Here is a 17,778-nt window from a genome sequence, read left to right on the forward strand (position 1 = left end):
GCGGTCCGTGGCGGAGGCCGCGGCTGTTTCGCCCACCGGGTTGCGGGCCGCTCGAAAGGGTACCTGAGGCCCAGATCGGACACGCTCCGGCGCGAGCTTCCGAGTACGACCCACCCGGCAGGACGAGCGATGATGCTGGCGGACGACGGAGGAGCACACCCCACATGAATTCCCAGGCAGTGGACGCAGTAGTCGCACCGTCGGCTGACGTCGACCCCCGCGCGCGCCTCGGTGCCCGAACGCGCGTCTGGCACCTCGCACAGGTGCGAGAGCACGCGGTCATCGGCGACGACTGCATCATCGGCCGTGGCGCCTACATCGGCACCGGCGTGCAGATGGGCGACCGGTGCAAGGTGCAGAACCATGCGCTCGTGTACGAGCCGGCGGTGCTGGAGGCCGGCTGCTTCGTCGGTCCTGCCGTGGTGTTCACGAACGACCACTACCCACGTTCGGTCGCGCCCGACGGCACGCTCAAGTCCGCGGAGCACTGGACACCGGTCGGCGTCACCGTTCGGGAGGGCGCGTCCATCGGTGCTCGCTCCGTGTGCGTCGCCCCGGTCACGATCGGCCGATGGGCGCTCGTCGCGGCAGGCTCGGTCGTCACCACGGATGTGCCCGACTTCGCGCTCGTGGCCGGCGTGCCCGCCCGACGAATCCGCTGGGTCGGTCGCGCAGGCGTGCCGCTGGACGGCGCGGGACCCGGGCGGTGGACGTGCCCCGAGACGGGCGAGCGGTACACGGAGCACGAGGGCCGGTTGGTCCTCGACGACGAACGCCCGCACGCAACCGGGGACGAAACGCCTGCGGGCCTGTGATCTGCACAGATCCTCCACGACGCCGGCCCGTCTGCTCCCCGACCACGGAACCTCCACCTCCTACGATCGTCCCGTGACCGTTCGCCATGCAGCCCCCTCGCGCCCCCGTGCCGCCAGGCACGCCCGACGTGTCCGGACGCACGGCGTGGTCCGTAGCGTCGCCCTCGTGGCGGTCGCCGTCCTGACGTTCAGCGTGGCCGGCGGTGCGGCCGTCGCGGCCAGGCTGCAGGGGAACATCGACCAGGTCGACGTCTCGGCACTGGTCAAGCCCGTGCCCACGCCGGTGCCGGACCCGGACGACCCGAACAAGGGCAGCCCGGTGAACATCCTGGTTCTCGGGTCCGACCAGCGCGACGGCGAGAACGGCGAGATCGGCGGCGAGGTCGCCGGTATGCGCTCGGACACGGCGATGGTCATGCACATCTCGGCGGACCGGACGCGGATCTCGGTGGTGTCGATCCCCCGTGACTCCCTGGTGGACATCCCGTCGTGCACCATGACCAACGGCAAGACCACGCGCGCCAAGCACGCGATGTTCAACGAGGCGTTCGCGACGGGCTGGGACACGGGCGGCGACATGGCGTCGGCTGCTGCGTGCACCATCAACACGGTCCAGCAGAACACCGGCGTGACGATCAACCACTTCGTCGTCGTCGACTTCGCGGGCTTCCAGAAGATGGTGGAGTCGATCGGCGGGGTGCCGATGTGCATCCAGAGCGACACCCGGGACAAGGACGCCGGGCTGTACCTGGCTGCGGGCAACCAGGTGCTCGACGGCCCCACCGCTCTCGCGTTCGCACGGGCCCGGCACAACGTGGGCGACGGTTCCGACATCAACAGGATCGGCAACCAGCAGCAGCTGGTCGCCGCGATGGTCCGCGAGGTGCTGTCGCGTGACGTGCTGACCAACCCGACGAAGCTGGTGCCGTTCCTGAGCGCGGCGACCAGCTCCTTGACCACCGACAACACCATGTCGATCGCGGACATGACCGGCCTCGCCTACAACCTCCGGGGCATCGACCGTGGCAACATCACGTTCATGACGATCCCGTGGGCAGCGGCCAAGTCGGACAAGAACCGGGTCGAGTGGACCTCGGAGGCGACCCAGGTCTGGGCCGACATGGCGAACGACGTCCCGCCGGCCAGCTACGTTCCGCCCGCGCCGACAGCCGCCGCGACGACGCCCCCGGCACCTGCCGCGACGACACCGCCCGCAGCCACGACTCCGCCTGTCGAGGCAGCGCCCCCGGCGCCCGTCGCCCCCGCGCCCGTCGAGACCAAGAAGGCCGGTCGCGAAGAGTTCTCGGTCGCCGACACCACCGCCGTCTGCGCATGACCTCGGACGACCGAACCGTCCGGACCCCGCCGCCGAGCTTCACGCCGGCGGGCAGCGCGAGGCCCGCCGACCCGGCGGAGGCTCAGCCGATCGTCGTCGGCCGGCCGGCCCGACCGCCGGCGCCAGCGACCGGGCGACCTGCCGGGTCGGCTCGGTCGTCGACGCGTCCCCCGACCCCGGCGATGCCCGCCTCGATCGCGCCTTCCTCAGCCGAGTCAGCTGCGCGTCCGGACGCCGACCCGATCACGGTGTCCGGCAAGCGACCGCCGGCCCGGGCCGCAGCTCCGGTTCGGCCATCCACCTCGTCGGCGTCGCGCCCGTCGGCCCCGGCGGCCGTCCCTCCCGGTTCCGCACGCACTCCTCCGCCTGCGCCGCTCCCTGGGGGTTCGGTGCGCACCGCGCCGCCTACGTCGATCTCACCCGGTTCGGACGCTTCGAGCTCGGGTCCGCGCACCACGTCGTCGCGGCCGGCGGGTCAACGCCCGCCCGGCGCGCCTGTCCCTCCCCGGCCGAGCCGACCTGCGACGACCACGACGGAGGCACCCGAGCCGCGTAGACGCCGGTGGCCGCTCATCGCCCTGGTTGCGGTGATCGTCGTCGCCCTCCTGCTCGCGTGGCCGATCGGTCTGACGATGTGGGCGAACGGGAAGGTCCAGCACACGTCAGCGCTCAGCGGTGCGGCGGACACACCCGGAACCACGTACCTGCTGACCGGCTCGGACTCCCGCGCGGACGGCGCCGTGGGCGAGGACGGGACGGAGGGCGCGCGGACCGACACGATCCTCGTGCTCCAGGTCCCCGAGAGCGGACCCGTCGCCCTGATCTCCCTGCCGCGCGACACCTACGTGGACATCCCCGGCCACGACGCCGCCAAGCTCAACGCCGCGTTCTCCTGGGGCCAGGCACCGCTGCTGGTCCAGACGGTCGAGGGCATGACGGGTCTGACGGTCGACCACTATGCCGAGATCGGCATGGCCGGCGTCGAGCAGATCGTCAACGCGGTCGGCGGTGTCAACCTCTGCCACGACGTCGCGGTCAACGACCCCGACTCCGGGATGGTGTGGACGCCGGGCTGCCATGACGTCGACGGTGCGCAGGCACTGTCCTTCGCGCGGATGCGCAAGGCCGACCCGACCGGTGACGTGGGTCGCGCGGACCGTCAGCGGCAGCTGATCAGCGCCGTGATGGGCAAGGTCAAGCCGACCTCGCTCGTGTTCCACCCGGGCAAGCAGGTTGCGCTCGTCGACGCCGGTACAGCCGCGCTGACGGTGAGTGACGGGACCGGGATCGTCGACATGGGCAAGCTGGCGCTCGCGTTCCGCGCGGCCAACGGTCCCGACGGCATCACCGGCACGCCGCCGATCAAGAGCCTCGACTACCGCCCGGGCGGCGTCGGTTCGACGGTCCAGCTCGACCCGGACCTGACCCCGGCGTTCTGGGTTGCCGTCCGTGACGGCTCGCTGCCTCCCGGCCCCGTCGGTGGGATGCCCGGCTCCTGACGCCTCTGAGGCTCAGAGGCTAAAGCCGATGCTCGGCCGGGCGTCTGCCGTGTGCGAGCGGAGCCGCGCACCCTTGGACTCGGCCTGGCCCTGCAGCTCCACCTGGAACGCGACCATCGCGGTCCGGATCCGCGTCGCCTGGGCGCCCTCGCCCGACGCCAGGATGCGGGCAGCGAGCAGTCCCGCGTTCTTTGCGCCGCCGATCGACACCGTGGCCACCGGGACGCCGGCGGGCATCTGGACGATCGACAGCAGGGAGTCCAGCCCGTCGAGCAGGGCGAGCGGGACGGGGACACCGATCACCGGCAGCGTGGTCACGGACGCGAGCATCCCGGGCAGGTGCGCTGCGCCGCCGGCGCCGGCGATGATCACCTTCAGGCCACGGTCCGCCGCGGTGCGCCCGTAGTCGATCATCTTCTCGGGCTGCCGGTGGGCGGAGACCACGTCGACCTCGACCGGCACACCGAACTCGGAGAGCACGTCGGACGCGGCCTGCATGACCGGCCAGTCCGAGTCCGATCCCATGACGATCCCGACGAGCGCCTGCACTGCCATCACGATCTCCGTCTGCTCACGCTGCTCCGACCTGCGACGACGCCGCCGCACCCATCATGGACCAGCACAACCGTCCGACCCGCCGTGTTCGCGGCCGGCAGACAGGACTCAGACGGGTTCGCCGCGCAGGATCGCCGCGGCGGCGACCGCCCGGGCCCGGACGTCGGCGAGGTCGTCCCCGCTGACGTTGACGTGCCCGAGCTTGCGGCCCGCGCGGACCTCCTTGCCGTACAGGTGGACCTTCACGGTCGGGTCGAGGCTGGCCAGCGCCTCCGCGGGATCGGCGAGCGCGCTGCCCAGAACGTTGGCCATCACGGTCCATGTCGCGGTCGGTGTGGTGTCGCCCAGCGGGAGGTCGAGGACCGCGCGCAGGTGCTGCTCGAACTGGCTGGTGACGGCACCGTCGATCGTCCAGTGCCCCGAGTTGTGCGGGCGCATCGCGAGCTCGTTCACCAGGACGGTCGGGCTCCCGTCCAGGCCGGGGACCTCGAACAGCTCGACGGCGAGCACACCGGTGACGCCGAGCCCCTTAGCGATCCGCGTCGCCACGTCGACCGCCTGCTCCCTGGTTACCGCGTCGAGGTCGGGCGCCGGAGCAATGACCTCCGCGCAGACACCGTCCCGCTGGACCGACTCGACGACGGGCCACGTGCGGACCTCACCGCTCGGGCTTCGTGCGACGAGGACTGCGAGCTCCCTCGTGAACGGCACCTTCTCCTCGGCGAGCAGCGGCACACCGGTACTGTCGGCGACCGCCGAGAACCAGTCCGAGACCTCGTCGGACGACCGCACGACGCGAACGCCCTTGCCGTCGTAGCCGCCGCGGGAGGTCTTGACGACAGCGGACCCGCCCGCGAGGAACGCGTCGAGATCAGCAGGGGCGGTCAGCGGGACCCACCGTGGGCACGGGATCCCGAGCTCCGTCAGCCGGGTGCGCATCACGATCTTGTCCTGGGCGTGCACCAGCGCCGCGGCGCGCGGCTGGACCGACGTCCCGGCAGCCTCGAGCCGGTCGAGGAGCGCGTTCGGGACGTGCTCGTGCTCGAACGTCAGGGCGTCCGCACCGACGACGAGTCGTTCGATCGCGACCTCGTCGGACGCGGCACCGACCGGTGCGTCCACGACCACCTGAGCCGCCGACGACGTCGGGTCCTCGACGAGGACGCGAAGGTGCAGCCCCAGCGCGGTCGCCGGCGGCGCCATCATCCGGGCCAGCTGGCCTCCGCCCACCACTGCCACCACAGGTGCCGTCACGGGCGACGACACTAGCGGAGCACCTCGGGGCCGCGTCCGTCGACCCCGCCACGTGGACGGCCGGGATATCCTCGCGGTCTCTCCGGTCATGGCGGGCGGGAGCACGAACGCGGACGGGTGGCGAGCTGCAGGCATGGGCGACGAGCTGGCCGACGGGCCTTCGGTACCGCGCGGCTCGACGACGCCCGGCCGGGTGCTCGCCCCCGGGGCCGCCGTCGCAGTCTCGTCCGCGAGGGAACGCGCATACGAGATCCTGCGGTTCCTGTCGGTCGGCGGGCTCGCATTCATCGTCGATCTTGGGCTGTTCAACTTGCTGCGGTTCGGACCGGGGCACCTCCTGGAGCACAAGCCTGTGACTGCGAAGGTCGTCTCGCTCGTGGCCGCGACCCTGGTGTCGTGGGTCGGAAACCGGCACTGGACGTTCTCCCGGCAGCGGACCGACCGCCAGGGGCGCGAGCTGATCGTCTTCGCAACCGTCAACATCGTCTGCGCGGGAATCCCGATCGTCACCCTCGCCCTGTCGCACTACATCTTGGGTCTGGCCAACGCGCTCGCCGACAATGTCGCGACTGTCATCGGAATCGGGATCGGGACGGTCCTGCGCTACGCCGGCTACAAGCGCTGGGTATTCACCGGGCACAGCGTTCAGCCGGCGCTCCGGAGGTGAGCTGAACCGCCTCGTGTCCGTTCCCGCGCGATCCGGCACTTGCTGCGTCAGGTCGGTCTGCTCAGGTCGACGGGCCCGCGTCGTCTCGCACGTGCATAGGTACATTGTAAAAGTCCGTCGTTCGACAATGCGGCGCTGGCTGCTCGCAGCCCTGCTGGTCCAGCGGCGAAGACCTCCCTTGCAGCGAGCGATCGTCTGTGAATGGACGGTTCCCAGGTGCCGCCGGGGAATCAGCCCTGGGTCGGCTGCCTGGTCGGCAGACTGCCCGAGGAGCTCTTGTCCCGACTCCCGCCCGGAACCACGTATCGGTCACCCGATCGGCCTGGACAACCCCGGCGTTATGCTGGTCGCCGCCGCCGACCGACTCGAGGAGTTTTGTGAACGACGCCCTGCCCGCACGCCGCGAGAGCATCCTGGCCTCCGTCCGTGAGTACGCCGAGATCTCCCTGGCCGCGCGAGAGTTCGTCGCCGGAGAGTCGACCGTGCCAGTCTCTGGCAAGGTGCTTGACGCCGATGACATGGTGGCCCTGATCGACTCCTCCCTCGACGGGTGGTTGACGGCCGGCCGTTTCACCACCGAGTTCCAGGACACGCTGGCGAACTACGTGGGCGCACGTGCGTCCTCGTTCGTGAACAGTGGCTCGTCCGCGAACTTGGTTGCCCTGTCGGCGCTGACCAGCCCGAAGCTCGGTCCCAAACACCTCAAGGCCGGCGACGAGGTCATCACGGTCGCCGCTGGGTTCCCGACGACGCTGAACCCGATTATCCAGAACGGCCTCACGCCGGTATTCGTGGACGTCGAGATTGGCACGTACGACGCCATCGGCGACCAGTTGCGTGAAGCCGTCGGACCCAAGACCCGGGCCATCATGATGGCCCACACCTTGGGCAACCCGTTCGACCTCGACCTGGTCCGTGCCCTGTGCAAGGAGCACAAGCTCTGGCTCGTCGAGGACTCATGCGACGCGCTCGGCTCGACCTACCGCGGCCAGCGAACCGGTAGCTTCGGCGACACCGCCACCGTCTCGTTCTACCCGGCCCACCACATCACCACGGGCGAGGGCGGAGCCGTCTTCTCCAAGTCGCCGCTCGTCACGCGCCAGGTCGAGTCGTTCCGCGACTGGGGCCGCGACTGCTACTGCGAGACCGGCCAGGACGACACCTGCGGTAAACGGTTCGAGTGGCAGCTGGGCGACCTCCCCCTCGGGTATGACCACAAGTACACGTACAGCCACATCGGGTACAACCTCAAGGGCACCGACATGCAGGCCGCCCTCGGCCTGAGCCAGCTGGCCAAGCTGGACCACTTCGTTGCGCGCCGCAAGGAGAACTTCAACTACCTCTACGAGCGTCTGCGCGACGTCGAGGGCCTGATCCTGCCCGTGGCGACGCCAAACTCGGACCCTGCATGGTTCGGGTTCCCGATCACGCTCGCGGACGACCTCAAAGTCGACCGCGAGGACCTGATGCGCTTCCTCGACAAGAACAAGGTCGGCGTCCGGCTGATCTTCGCCGGCAACCTGCTGCGGCAGCCCGCGTACCGCAACATCGACCGCCGCGTCGTGGGCGACCTGCGCAACTCCGACACGGTCATGAACCGCTCGTTCTGGCTCGGCGTCTACCCAGGCCTCACGGACCCGATGATCGACTACATGGCGGACGCCCTGATCCACTACGTCACGGGCAAGGACGGCAGTTTCTGATGCACTACCTGGTCACGGGGCACACCGGCTTCAAGGGGGCGTGGCTCACGCTCATGCTCCTCGAGCAGGGCCACACGGTCAGCGGGCTCGCCCTCGATCCAGCGCCGGGCTCGTTGTTCGAGCGTGCGCGTGTCGGCGAGCTCCTGTGCGAAGACCTGCGGATCGACATTCGGGATGCCGCCGCGACCGCCCACGCCATCAGCACCGTCGCGCCGGACGTTGTGCTGCACCTTGCCGCCCAGCCCCTCGTGCGCGAGTCGTACCGTGACCCGGTGGGCACCTGGGAGACCAACACGATCGGCACGCTCAACGTCCTGCGTGCTGTGGAGCAGACGCCGAGCGTGCGGGCTCAGGTCATCATCACGACGGACAAGGTCTACCGGAACGTCGACCAGATCTGGGGGTACCGCGAGTCCGACCCGCTCGGCGGATTCGACCCCTACTCCGCATCGAAGGCTGCAGCGGACCTGCTCACGCAGTCCTGGATCGCTTCCTCGGGGTCGACCGTGCCGACGGCGATCGCCCGTGCAGGCAACGTGATCGGCGGTGGCGACGTGTGTGCGGAGCGGCTCATGGTCGACCTGGTCGCCGCCTTCACTGCCGGCGCGCCGGTCCGCCTTCGCTATCCGGACGCCGTGCGGCCCTGGCAGCACGTCCTGGACTGCCTCAACGGCTACCTGCTGCTCGCGGACGCACTCCTGGCGGGCCGTCTGGCGGGTGAGGCATTCAACTTCGGGCCGGGCACGAGGTCCTTCGTCAAGGTCGGCGACATCGCAACGAGTGTCGCCGCCCTCTGGGGCACGGACGCGCGCGTCGAGGTCGACGAGGGGCCCAAGGTGCACGAGGCAGGACTTCTCGCGCTCGACTCCCGCAAGGCCGAGCTCGCGCTCGACTGGCACGACCGCCTGATCCTGTCCGACGCACTCGGGTGGACGGTCGAGTGGGCCCAGAAAACCGATGCGGGGACCGATCCGCGGACCCAGACGGTGGGCCAGATCCGCGAATACCTCGAGCTGGCAGGACGCCACGCATGAAGGAGCACGACGCCTTCGCACACCGCACCGCCTGTGACCTGACGATCGTCGGAGCTGGCCCGACCGGCCTGTTCGCGGCGTACTACGCGGGCTTCCGAGGGCTGACCGTGACCGTCGTGGACGCGCAGCCGGACGCAGGTGGCCAGGTGGCCGCGCTGTACCCGGCCAAGACGATCCACGACGTCGCCGGGTTCCAGGGCGTGACGGGCGCCGATCTCATCAGGGGCCTGTCGGCGCAGGCCGCCGTGTACGAGCCCCGGATGGTCTTCGGTCAGAACGTCGTCGACATCGTGCGCGACGAGCGCGAGGCCGGGCTGTCCGTGTCCCTGGAAGACGGGTCGTCGATCGACACGCGTGCGATCGTTCTGGCGACCGGTGTCGGCGGCATCCGCCCTCGAATCCTGCCGCTCGGCCACGGCTGGCACGGGCGAGGGGTCACCTACGTGGTGTCGGAGCCGGAGTCGCACGTCGGCGAAGACATCGTGGTGGTTGGCGGTGGTGACACCGCACTCGACTGGGCCATCCAGCTGACCCCCATCGCGCGCTCGGTGACCGTGGTACACCGCCGGCGCCTCTTCCGCGCGCACGCATCGCAGATCTCCCGCGCTGAAGCACTCGGCGTGACGCTACTGACCGAGAGCGAGATCCAAGCCATCCACGGCGACGACTTCGTACGTGCGGTCGTGGTGCGAGACGGATCCGGTTCGGAGCGCGAGATTCCGGCGGACACCGTCATCGGTGCTCTGGGCCTGATCACCGCGCCGTCCCCGTTCAGTGCTTGGGGTCTCGAGCTCCAGGACCGCAAGCTGCTCGTCGACTCTGCGATGCAGACCAACGTGCGCGGTGTTTTCGCGGCGGGCGACGCGTCGACCTATCCGGGCAAGGTCGCACTGATGGTGACAGGCTTCGGGGAAGCCGCCACGGCGGTCAACAACGCCGCAGTCCTGATCGACCCCGACTTGTCGCTGTTCCCCGGCCACTCGACGGACGAGGACCTCGAGCCTCCTGAGAGCGTGCCCTCGTCCGAGGCCGTTCCCGCCGGAAGGGATGCTTGAGCCATGACGTACGTCATCGGCAAGGAGTGCATCGACGCCCAGGACATGTCCTGCATCGACGTCTGCCCCGTGGACTGCATCTACGAGGGTGCGCGAAAGACCTACATCAACCCCGCAGAGTGCATCGACTGCGGCGCCTGCGAGCTCGCGTGCCCCGAGGTCGCGATCTTCCCGGCTCGCAAGGCCAAGGGCAAGGCGGAGTGGGAGACGTTCACGGCCGACAACGCCGCGTTCTTCACGCTTCCCCTGCCCGGTCTCGCCGGCCCGCTGGGCGATCCTGGCGGTGCCGCGGGACTGGGCAAGGTGGACGCAGACACTCCCCTGGTCGCTGCCTGGGCGGAATGACCGCCGACCGCAGACCCGCCGTATCCCAGCCCACCACGAGGCGAGCACGCAGCACCCGCATCGGTCCCGCACGCCGGCTGTGGACGCGCATCGCTGCGGTTTCGGTCAGTCGTCGTCGCCAGGCTTCGCCGGCTGTCGCCCCACGCATCGGTCCGGTCGGCCGACCGTCCATCCCGGCTACACTCTGCCCGGATAGCGGCGCCGTAGGCCCGCGTCGCAAGTGTCGAGCTCGGAACAGGGATGGACGGGACATGAAAGCCGTGCTTTTGGCCGGGGGTCTCGGCACCCGCATGCGGGAAGAGACCGAGTTCCGCCCCAAGCCGATGGTCGAGGTCGGCGGGAAACCGGTCCTGTGGCACCTGATGAAGTTCTTCTCGACGCACGACATCACGGAATTCGTGATCTGTGCCGGCTACAAGGGCGACCAGATCCGCGAGTACTTCCTCAACTACGCGGCGCACAACAACGATTTCACCATCACCCTCGGCAAGCACGGGCACCTCGAGTTCCACGACGAGCACCTCGAGAGCGACTGGACGGTGACCGTTGCCGACACAGGGCCGCTCACGCTGACCGGCGGCCGTGTGGAGCGCATCGAGAAGTACGTCAAGGGCGAGCGGTTCATGGTCACCTACGGCGACGGCCTGGCGGACATCGACGTGTCGAAGCTGCTCGCGTTTCACGAGGGCCACGGTCGTAAGGCGACCATCACGACAGTGCGCCCGCTCTCCCGATTCGGTCTGGTCGACGTCGAGGACTCCCTGGTCACGCGGTTCCGAGAGAAGCCGCAGATGGACGACTCGGTGAGCGCCGGGTTCTTCGTCTTCGAGCCCGAGATCTTCAACTACCTTCGCAACTCGGACCAGGTCATGCTCGAGCACGAGCCCCTCGCCCAGCTCGCCGCCGAACGCGAGCTCGGCGCGTACCGGCACGAGGGCTTCTGGCAGCCGATGGACACCTATCGCGAGTCGCAGCTCCTCAACGAGATGTGGGAGTCGGGCGTCGCCCCTTGGAAGATCTGGGAATGACAGACACGACACAGGAGTCAGCGACCACGGAGGTCAACGCGTCGGACTCCGAGTCGCGCAAGCTGATCTCGGTGGTCATCCCGGCGTACAACGAGTCGGACTGCGTCGACGAGCTCGCCGTCCGGCTTCAGGCGGTGATGGCAGTCGAGTCGAGCTACGACTTCGAGATCATCATCGTGGAGAACGGGTCGGTGGACGACACGTGGGCCAAGCTCAACGTGATCCACGACGGCGACGAGCGGTTCAAGATTCTCCAGCTCGCCCGCAACTTCCGGATGGACGGCGGCCTCACCGCCGGCCTGGCCTATGCGACCGGCGACGCGGCCGTGGTCATGACGGCCGACCTCCAGGACCCACCTGAGCTGATCTCGGAATTCCTCCGCAAGTGGGAGGAAGGCTACGAGAACATCTACATGGTGGTGAGCGAACGCCAGGGGACCGGCCCGCTCCGTACGTTCAACAGCAAGGCCTTCTACTGGTTGGCCAACAAGCTGACCGACGGCGCCATCCCCCGCAATGTGAGCGACTTCCGCCTCGTCGACCGGGGCGTCTACGAGTCGATCAACGGCATGCAGGAGCGGAACCGCTTCCTGCGCGGGCTGTTCGCGTGGGCCGGCTACAAGTCGATCGGCATCCCCCACGAGCGTCCCCCGCGGTTCGGTGGCGAGTCGAAGGCGTACTCGCTCAAGGTCCTCGACCTGGCGTTCAAGGGGATCTTCGCGCACTCCTACGTGCCGCTGCGCCTGATCACCATTCTTGGTCTCTTCGTGTCTTTCATCTCGATCGTGCTGCTCTTCATCTACTCGGTCCGCTGGGTGGTGTCGGGCGTTCCGTTCGCTGGCTTCGGCACACTCGTCGGCCTCATGCTCCTGCTCTTCGGCATTCTCTTTTCGATGATCGGCGTGGTGAGTGAGTACGTCGGCCTCATCTACGAAGAGGTGAAGCAGCGCCCGAACTACATCGTGCGTCGCAAGGTTGGTCTGTGACGAGAGTGTCCGCTGAAGGCGAGCAGATGCCCGTGACCTCCGGAGGCGAGCCCTTCCCGGCCCCGCGGTCCGGTCTCGTCGGTACGGTCCAGCGCCTCTACGCGCTCGAGCCCGTCCGATTCGTCCTGGTCGGCGGGTTCAACTCGGTGTTCGCCTACCTCGTCTTCGCCGGGCTTCAGGCAACCCTTAAGGACCACGTCCACTATCTCGTGGTCCTCGTCGTCTCAACGGTGATCGGGATCCTCGAGGCCTACCTCCTGCAGCGTTGGATCACGTTCCGCGCGACCGGTCACTGGTGGGCCGACCTCGCCCGCTTCAGTTCGGTCTACGCCGTGGCGTTCGTCGTCAACCTGGGCACGCTGCCTCTGCTCGTCGAAGTGTTCAACGTCCCGGTGCTGGCCGCGCAGGCGGTCATCATGGTGGCAACCGCCGTCGGCACCTACGTGGCGCACCGCGCTTTCAGCTTCCGTCGGACCTGAGCCCCCGGGCGTCGTTCCGCGCTGATCCGTTGGCCCGAAGGTAGACTTCGGCCGGGTTTTCGCCGACGCGATGCTGCGGCCATCCAGTCCCGAGTTCACGCACTGTGGAAGGTCCACCATCATGAGTACGCCCCGGACCGTCGCCAGCTTCCTGGCATCGGCACTCCCGGACTACGGAGTGAGCCACGTCTTCGAGCTCGTCGGCGGGATGGTGACCGTTCTCATCGACTCGATGCATGAGAACCCAGCGCTCACCGTCGTGAGCGTCCACCACGAGCAGGGCGGTGGCTTCGCGGCGGAGGGCTTCGCGCGCACCTCGGGCCGACCGTCCGTCGCTCTCGCGACGAGCGGCCCGGGCGCTACCAACCTTCTGACCGCCGTCGGCAGCTGCTACTTCGACTCGACACCGGTCGTGTTCATCACCGGACAGGTGAACCGGCACGAGCTGCGCGAGTACGGCCGCGGGCGGCAGGGCGGCTTCCAGGAGACCGACATCGTCTCCATGGTCAAGCCCGTCACCAAGTGGGCCAAGATGACGACCGATCCGGACACGTTCGCGGATGACCTGGCCATGGCCTTCCAGATCGCAACGTCCGGACGACCCGGCCCTGTGCTGCTGGATATTCCCATGGACGTCCAGCGCTCGCTCGTCCCAGAGTCAGCCTCCTCTGCGCATCTCGCCCCCGACCTCGTCGGACGGGCGCAGGCGGCCGAGCGCGACGCGTTCATCGAGCGACTCGGCACGGCTCTCGCCGAGTCGCAGCGCCCCCTGGTGCTTGCGGGCGGTGGGCTGCGTTCCTCGCACGCGATCGACGACTTCCGCGCTGCGGTCGAGAAGTGGCAGGTTCCCGTCGCGACGTCCCTCATGGGCGTGGACGCGATCGAGTCGTCTTCCCCTTACGACGCCGGCTTCTACGGCAGCTACGGCAATCGCTGGACCAACTGGGCCATCTCGCAGGCGGACCTGCTCCTGGTTCTGGGGAGCCGACTCGACGTGCGCCAGACCGGCTCGGACGTCGACGGCTTCCGGTCGGGTCGGCAGGTCTTCCACGTCGACATCGACTGCAGCGAGCTGAACAACCGAGTCCTCGGGTCCGACGTCCTCTGCGACGACGTCGCAGACTTCCTCCCGCCTGCCACTCGCGCAGTTGCGCCCGTCGACACCTCCACGTGGCTCGCGGAGATCGCCGAGAAGCGGGCAGAGTGGCCACACTCGGACGAGAACGTGCCGGTCGCAGGCATCAACCCGAACCTGGCCGTGCAGCAGATGTCAGAGGCATGGCCCGAACTCGCGGCGGTCGTCACTGACGTCGGCCAGCACCAAATGTGGGCCGCCCAGAGCATCGTGATCGAGGGTGACCGTCGGTTCCTGACGTCCGGTGGCATGGGCTCCATGGGGTTCGGACTGCCGGCAGCCATCGGCTCGGCGCTCGCCGCCAAGGGCAGGCCGGTCGCGCTGATTGCCGGCGACGGAGGCTTTCAGTGCAACATCCAGGAACTGCAGACGCTCAAGCGCCTCCAGCTTCCCCTGCGCGTCGTCATCTTCGACAACCAGTCGCACGGCATGGTCCGGCAGTTCCAGGAGTCGTACTTCGGCTCGCGGTTTTACTCGACGAAGTGGGGCTACAGCGCTCCCGACTTCACCGCGCTCGCCACGGCGTACGGGATCGCCGCGTGGCACGTCGGCACCCATGACGAGCTCCTCGTAGCGCTCAAGGCGATCGACGCGGCGGGCGACATTCCCTCGCTCCTCCACGTCGACATCAGCGGAGAGCTCAACGCCTATCCGAAGATGGCGTTCGGCCGACCGTTCGGATCGATGGAACCCGACGTAGCACCGACCGAGATGGAAGGCACCTGAGCCCGGCCATGAACGGAGCACCACTCGAGCTCGTCACGAGAGTTCTTCGGAGCGTCTCCGGGCCAGTGGCCGTCACGGGCGCTACAGGATGGCTTGGCGGGGTTGCGACAAGCCTCCTCTACCGCGCACTCGGTGACGACGCGTCCCACCGCGTCCTGCCGTTCGCAAGCCGCGCAACGCAGATCACGGTAGACGACGGCAGAACGGTCGACGTCCTGCCACTCGCGTCCCTGCCGACCGCGGAGGCTCGGCCCGAGGTCGTCCTGCACTTCGCCTTTGTGACGCGCTCACGGCTGGCGCAGCTGGGCCACCCCGAGTTCATCAGGCAGAACTTGTCCGTCACGGCCACGGTGCTCGAGGCGATCGCCCGGCACCGGCCGCGAGCGACCGTAGTCGCCAGCTCGGGCGCCGTGTATGCCCCTGACCGGTTCCTGCAGACCGATCTCGCCGCCGAACCGTATGGAACCTTGAAGTATCTCGACGAGCTCGCGTTCCGGTCCGCGGTCGCAGACACAGGCGGATCGCTCGCCGTTCCACGAATCTTCAGCGTCGCCGCAGCCAGCACACCCCACCCTGACACCTACGCACTCGGGAACATGATCACGATGGCTCAGGCCGGCAGTCCGATCGACATCCGCGCGCGCGGACCGGTCCGCCGAGCATTCTGCGGCGTGGACGAGGTGATTGCCCTCGCACTGTGGGCCGCAACCGGGCGCCCTGGCACGACGACCTTCGACACGTCCGGCGAGCCGACCGAACTGGGCGAGCTCGCTCACGTGGTCGCTCGCGTGAATGCGCGGACGCCCGATGCGATCGTCCGCGAGTTCGACGCCAGCCTCGCCGAAGACGACTACACCGGAGACAGCACCGCAATGCGAGGCTTCGCCAGGGAGGCTGGCATGCGGCTGAGGTCACTCGAGGAACTGGTCCAACTAGCGTCGGATGGCCTCCGACTCAGCGCCCGACCGGGATACCCCAAGGTCGTTGCACCACAGCCGGGCGATCACGCCGTTCGATGACCAGCCGCTCTCACACCCCTGGAGAAGAGCGCGACGGAAGGTGACCTGGACCTCGTGCCACAGGCGGCTAGCGCGGCTCGCACCGCCCTGCGTCGCCGACGGCACAGGGACGAGCTAACGGCGGCGGCGGTCCGGGCGGGTCACCACGGTGCCCATGGGGACGACGACGTCCGGGCGCATGGAGGACGGCACACCCGACAGGAACAGGGCGAAGACCGCGGGACGCCGTTGTGCGAGCTCGAGCCGTCCGCCGTCCGCCGAGGCCAGGTCGCGGGCCAGCGCCAGGCCGAGGCCGGTCCCCCGTCCTGAGGTGACCTCGCGCTCGAAGATGCGCGGTGCGAGGTCGTCGGGAACACCGGCGCCCTCGTCGGCGACCTCCACCACGACCGCACCGGACGGGCCACCTGTGCGCGCGCGGACGGTCGTGGTGCCGGCGCCGTGCTTGAGGGAGTTCTCGATGAGGGTCGCGAGCACCTGCGCGAGTGCGCCCGGCGTCGCGAGCACCTGGGTGGCGGGGTCCACCTCGACGCGGATGTGTCGGCCGACGACGTCGAACGTCGGCTGCCACTCCTCCTCCTGCTGGCGCACCACGTCGACGAGCATGATCGCCTCGGTCGTCCCACCCTGTGCGCGTCGCGAGCTGGCCAGCAGGTCGTCGACCACGCGGACCAGACGCTCGACCTGCTCGAGCGAGATGCGCGCCTCCTCGCTGACCGCGGCGTCGTCCGTGGCGAGCATGATCTCCTCGAGCCGCATCGTCAGCGCGGTCAGCGGCGTACGCAGCTGGTGCGACGCGTCGGACGCGAACTGCCGCTCGGCCGCCAGGCGTGCCGCCATCCGGTCGGCGCTGCGGGCCAGCTCCGCCGCCACGAGGTCGATCTCCTCGACCCCCGAGGGCTCGAGGCGAGGGCGCACCTGGCCGGCGCCGAGCTGTTCGGCCGAGGCGGCGAGGTAGACGAGCGGAGCCGTGAGGCGGTTGGCCTGCCAGATCGCCATCGCGATGCCGGCAGCGAAGGCGACCACGGCGGCCGCGACGACGAGCGCGATCACCCGGGCGCTCAGCCAGAACACGTCCCACCACGAGACGTAGAGGTTGACGACCGCGCCCGCCTGGGAGGTCACCGTGACGGACAGGCTGCGACCCTGCACGTGGTCGCCGGCCTGGTAGATCTCACCGTCGGGCGCCTGGACGGTCACCGACGCGGGGATGTCGCCGGGGCCGCCGGTCGCGTTCTCGAGCATGCGGTCGGTCAGGACGATGTTCTGCTGCATGCGGAAGTCGACCGAGCGCGCCACCGAGTCGGCGCGCGCCTTGAGTGCCTGCATCTCGTTCTCGCGCACCAGCTGTGCACCGAGGAACGCCAGGGGGAAGCCCAGCAGGACGACCGCGACGGTGACCGCCGCGATCGTCGCCTGCAGGACGCGACGACGCAACGCCTCAGCCGCTCGTGCTGCTGCTCGCGCTGCCGGTCTCGAAGCGGAAGCCCATGCCGCGGACCGTCGTGACGTACCGCGGCGCGTTGGCGTCGTCGCCGAGCTTGCGACGCAGCCAGGACACGTGCATGTCCAGCGTCTTGGTGGAGCCTGTCGGGTCGGAGCCCCACACCTCGCGCATGAGGGTCTCGCGGGCGACGACCGTGCCTGCGGCACCGACGAGGACGCGCAGCAGGTCGAACTCCTTGGCGGTCAGGTGCAGCTCGCGCTCACCCTGGAACGCGCGGTGCGCGGCGACGTCGACGCGGACGTTCTGGGCGTGGACCTCGTCCTCGTCACCCGGTTCCCCGACGCTCCGGCGCAGCAGCGCCCGGACGCGTGCCAGCAGCTCGGCGAGGCGGAACGGCTTGGTCACGTAGTCGTCGGCGCCGGCGTCGAGCCCGACCACCAGGTCGACCTCGTCGGCACGCGCCGTGAGGACGAGCAGCGGCGTGGTGAGCCCGAGGTTGCGGATCGCGCGGGCGACGTCCAGGCCGTCCATGTCGGGGAGCCCGAGGTCGAGCACGATCAGGTCCGCGGCTGCGGCGCCATCGATCGCGCCTTGACCCGTTCCTTGCACGCGCACGTCATAACCTTCACGCCCGAGCGCCCGAGCCAAAGGCTCGGCAATCGCGGGATCGTCCTCGGCCAGCAACACGTGGGTCATTC

At 69.1% G+C, this 17,778-nt stretch carries 17 protein-coding genes; 13 read left to right on the forward strand and 4 right to left on the reverse strand.

What is annotated here, in order from left to right; genetic code table 11:
- Positions 1 to 164: 164 nt before the first annotated feature.
- From N553_RS20285 to N553_RS25510, 3 genes are all read left to right on the forward strand, one after another.
- Positions 165 to 815, forward strand: coding sequence for an acyltransferase (locus N553_RS20285; RefSeq protein WP_051639710.1), 651 nt, complete (start codon positions 165 to 167; stop codon positions 813 to 815).
- Between the two features lie 166 nt (positions 816 to 981).
- On the forward strand, positions 982 to 2,151 hold the full coding sequence (locus N553_RS0100095; protein WP_231505116.1) for an LCP family protein: 1,170 nt from the start codon (positions 982 to 984) through the stop codon (positions 2,149 to 2,151).
- 587 nt (positions 2,152 to 2,738) lie between these two features.
- Positions 2,739 to 3,650, forward strand: coding sequence for an LCP family protein (locus tag N553_RS25510; protein ID WP_231505117.1), 912 nt, complete (start codon positions 2,739 to 2,741; stop codon positions 3,648 to 3,650).
- Between the two features lie 12 nt (positions 3,651 to 3,662).
- Here the strand turns inward: N553_RS25510 and purE are convergent, their stop codons facing one another.
- Together purE and N553_RS0100115 are read right to left on the reverse strand one after the other, a co-directional pair.
- A complete protein-coding gene (gene purE, locus N553_RS0100110; protein ID WP_028044849.1) occupies positions 3,663 to 4,205 on the reverse strand; it encodes a 5-(carboxyamino)imidazole ribonucleotide mutase in 543 nt (180 codons plus the stop codon).
- Between the two features lie 108 nt (positions 4,206 to 4,313).
- Complete coding sequence (locus N553_RS0100115) at positions 4,314 to 5,459, reverse strand: 5-(carboxyamino)imidazole ribonucleotide synthase (RefSeq protein WP_028044850.1); 1,146 nt, start codon at positions 5,457 to 5,459, stop codon at positions 4,314 to 4,316.
- A 133-nt stretch (positions 5,460 to 5,592) separates the two neighbouring features.
- Between N553_RS0100115 and N553_RS20290 the strand changes: the two genes are divergently transcribed.
- The 10 genes from N553_RS20290 (at position 5,593) to N553_RS0100165 (ending at position 15,636) form a co-directional block, all read left to right on the forward strand.
- A complete protein-coding gene (locus N553_RS20290) occupies positions 5,593 to 6,126 on the forward strand; it encodes a GtrA family protein (protein WP_081844290.1) in 534 nt (177 codons plus the stop codon).
- Between the two features lie 377 nt (positions 6,127 to 6,503).
- Positions 6,504 to 7,829, forward strand: coding sequence for a lipopolysaccharide biosynthesis protein RfbH (gene rfbH, locus N553_RS0100125; RefSeq protein ID WP_028044851.1), 1,326 nt, complete (start codon positions 6,504 to 6,506; stop codon positions 7,827 to 7,829).
- Positions 7,829 to 8,863, forward strand: coding sequence for a CDP-glucose 4,6-dehydratase (gene rfbG, locus N553_RS0100130; RefSeq protein WP_028044852.1), 1,035 nt, complete (start codon positions 7,829 to 7,831; stop codon positions 8,861 to 8,863). The genes rfbH and rfbG overlap by 1 nt, the downstream gene beginning before the upstream one ends.
- Positions 8,860 to 9,918: an NAD(P)/FAD-dependent oxidoreductase gene (locus N553_RS20295; protein ID WP_051639711.1), complete on the forward strand. Its 1,059-nt coding sequence runs from the start codon at positions 8,860 to 8,862 to the stop codon at positions 9,916 to 9,918. The genes rfbG and N553_RS20295 overlap by 4 nt, the downstream gene beginning before the upstream one ends.
- Positions 9,919 to 9,921: 3 nt before the next feature.
- Positions 9,922 to 10,263 (forward strand): ferredoxin, encoded by a 342-nt coding sequence (fdxA, locus tag N553_RS0100140; protein WP_028044853.1) that lies wholly within the window; start codon positions 9,922 to 9,924, stop codon positions 10,261 to 10,263.
- Positions 10,264 to 10,514: 251 nt separating this feature from the next.
- Positions 10,515 to 11,291, forward strand: a complete 777-nt coding sequence (gene rfbF / locus N553_RS0100145; RefSeq protein ID WP_028044854.1) for a glucose-1-phosphate cytidylyltransferase — start codon at positions 10,515 to 10,517, stop codon at positions 11,289 to 11,291.
- The gene (locus N553_RS0100150; protein ID WP_051639712.1) at positions 11,288 to 12,277 is read left to right on the forward strand and encodes a glycosyltransferase family 2 protein; all 990 of its coding nucleotides are present in this window, start codon (positions 11,288 to 11,290) and stop codon (positions 12,275 to 12,277) included. The genes rfbF and N553_RS0100150 overlap by 4 nt, the downstream gene beginning before the upstream one ends.
- Entirely contained in the window at positions 12,274 to 12,756 is a 483-nt protein-coding gene (locus N553_RS20300) for a GtrA family protein (RefSeq protein ID WP_231505118.1), read from the forward strand. The genes N553_RS0100150 and N553_RS20300 overlap by 4 nt, the downstream gene beginning before the upstream one ends.
- A gap of 121 nt (positions 12,757 to 12,877) precedes the next feature.
- Positions 12,878 to 14,617: a thiamine pyrophosphate-binding protein gene (locus N553_RS20305; RefSeq protein ID WP_034620360.1), complete on the forward strand. Its 1,740-nt coding sequence runs from the start codon at positions 12,878 to 12,880 to the stop codon at positions 14,615 to 14,617.
- Between the two features lie 8 nt (positions 14,618 to 14,625).
- The gene (locus tag N553_RS0100165; protein WP_081844292.1) at positions 14,626 to 15,636 is read left to right on the forward strand and encodes an NAD(P)-dependent oxidoreductase; all 1,011 of its coding nucleotides are present in this window, start codon (positions 14,626 to 14,628) and stop codon (positions 15,634 to 15,636) included.
- Between the two features lie 114 nt (positions 15,637 to 15,750).
- Here the strand turns inward: N553_RS0100165 and N553_RS0100170 are convergent, their stop codons facing one another.
- Complete coding sequence (locus N553_RS0100170; RefSeq protein ID WP_028044857.1) at positions 15,751 to 17,070, reverse strand: ATP-binding protein; 1,320 nt, start codon at positions 17,068 to 17,070, stop codon at positions 15,751 to 15,753.
- A gap of 4 nt (positions 17,071 to 17,074) precedes the next feature.
- Complete coding sequence (locus N553_RS0100175) at positions 17,075 to 17,776, reverse strand: response regulator transcription factor (protein WP_028044858.1); 702 nt, start codon at positions 17,774 to 17,776, stop codon at positions 17,075 to 17,077.
- Positions 17,777 to 17,778: the final 2 nt, after the last annotated feature.

The sequence above is a fragment of the Cellulomonas sp. URHE0023 genome, from assembly GCF_000688475.1.
Lineage (GTDB): Bacteria > Actinomycetota > Actinomycetes > Actinomycetales > Cellulomonadaceae > Cellulomonas.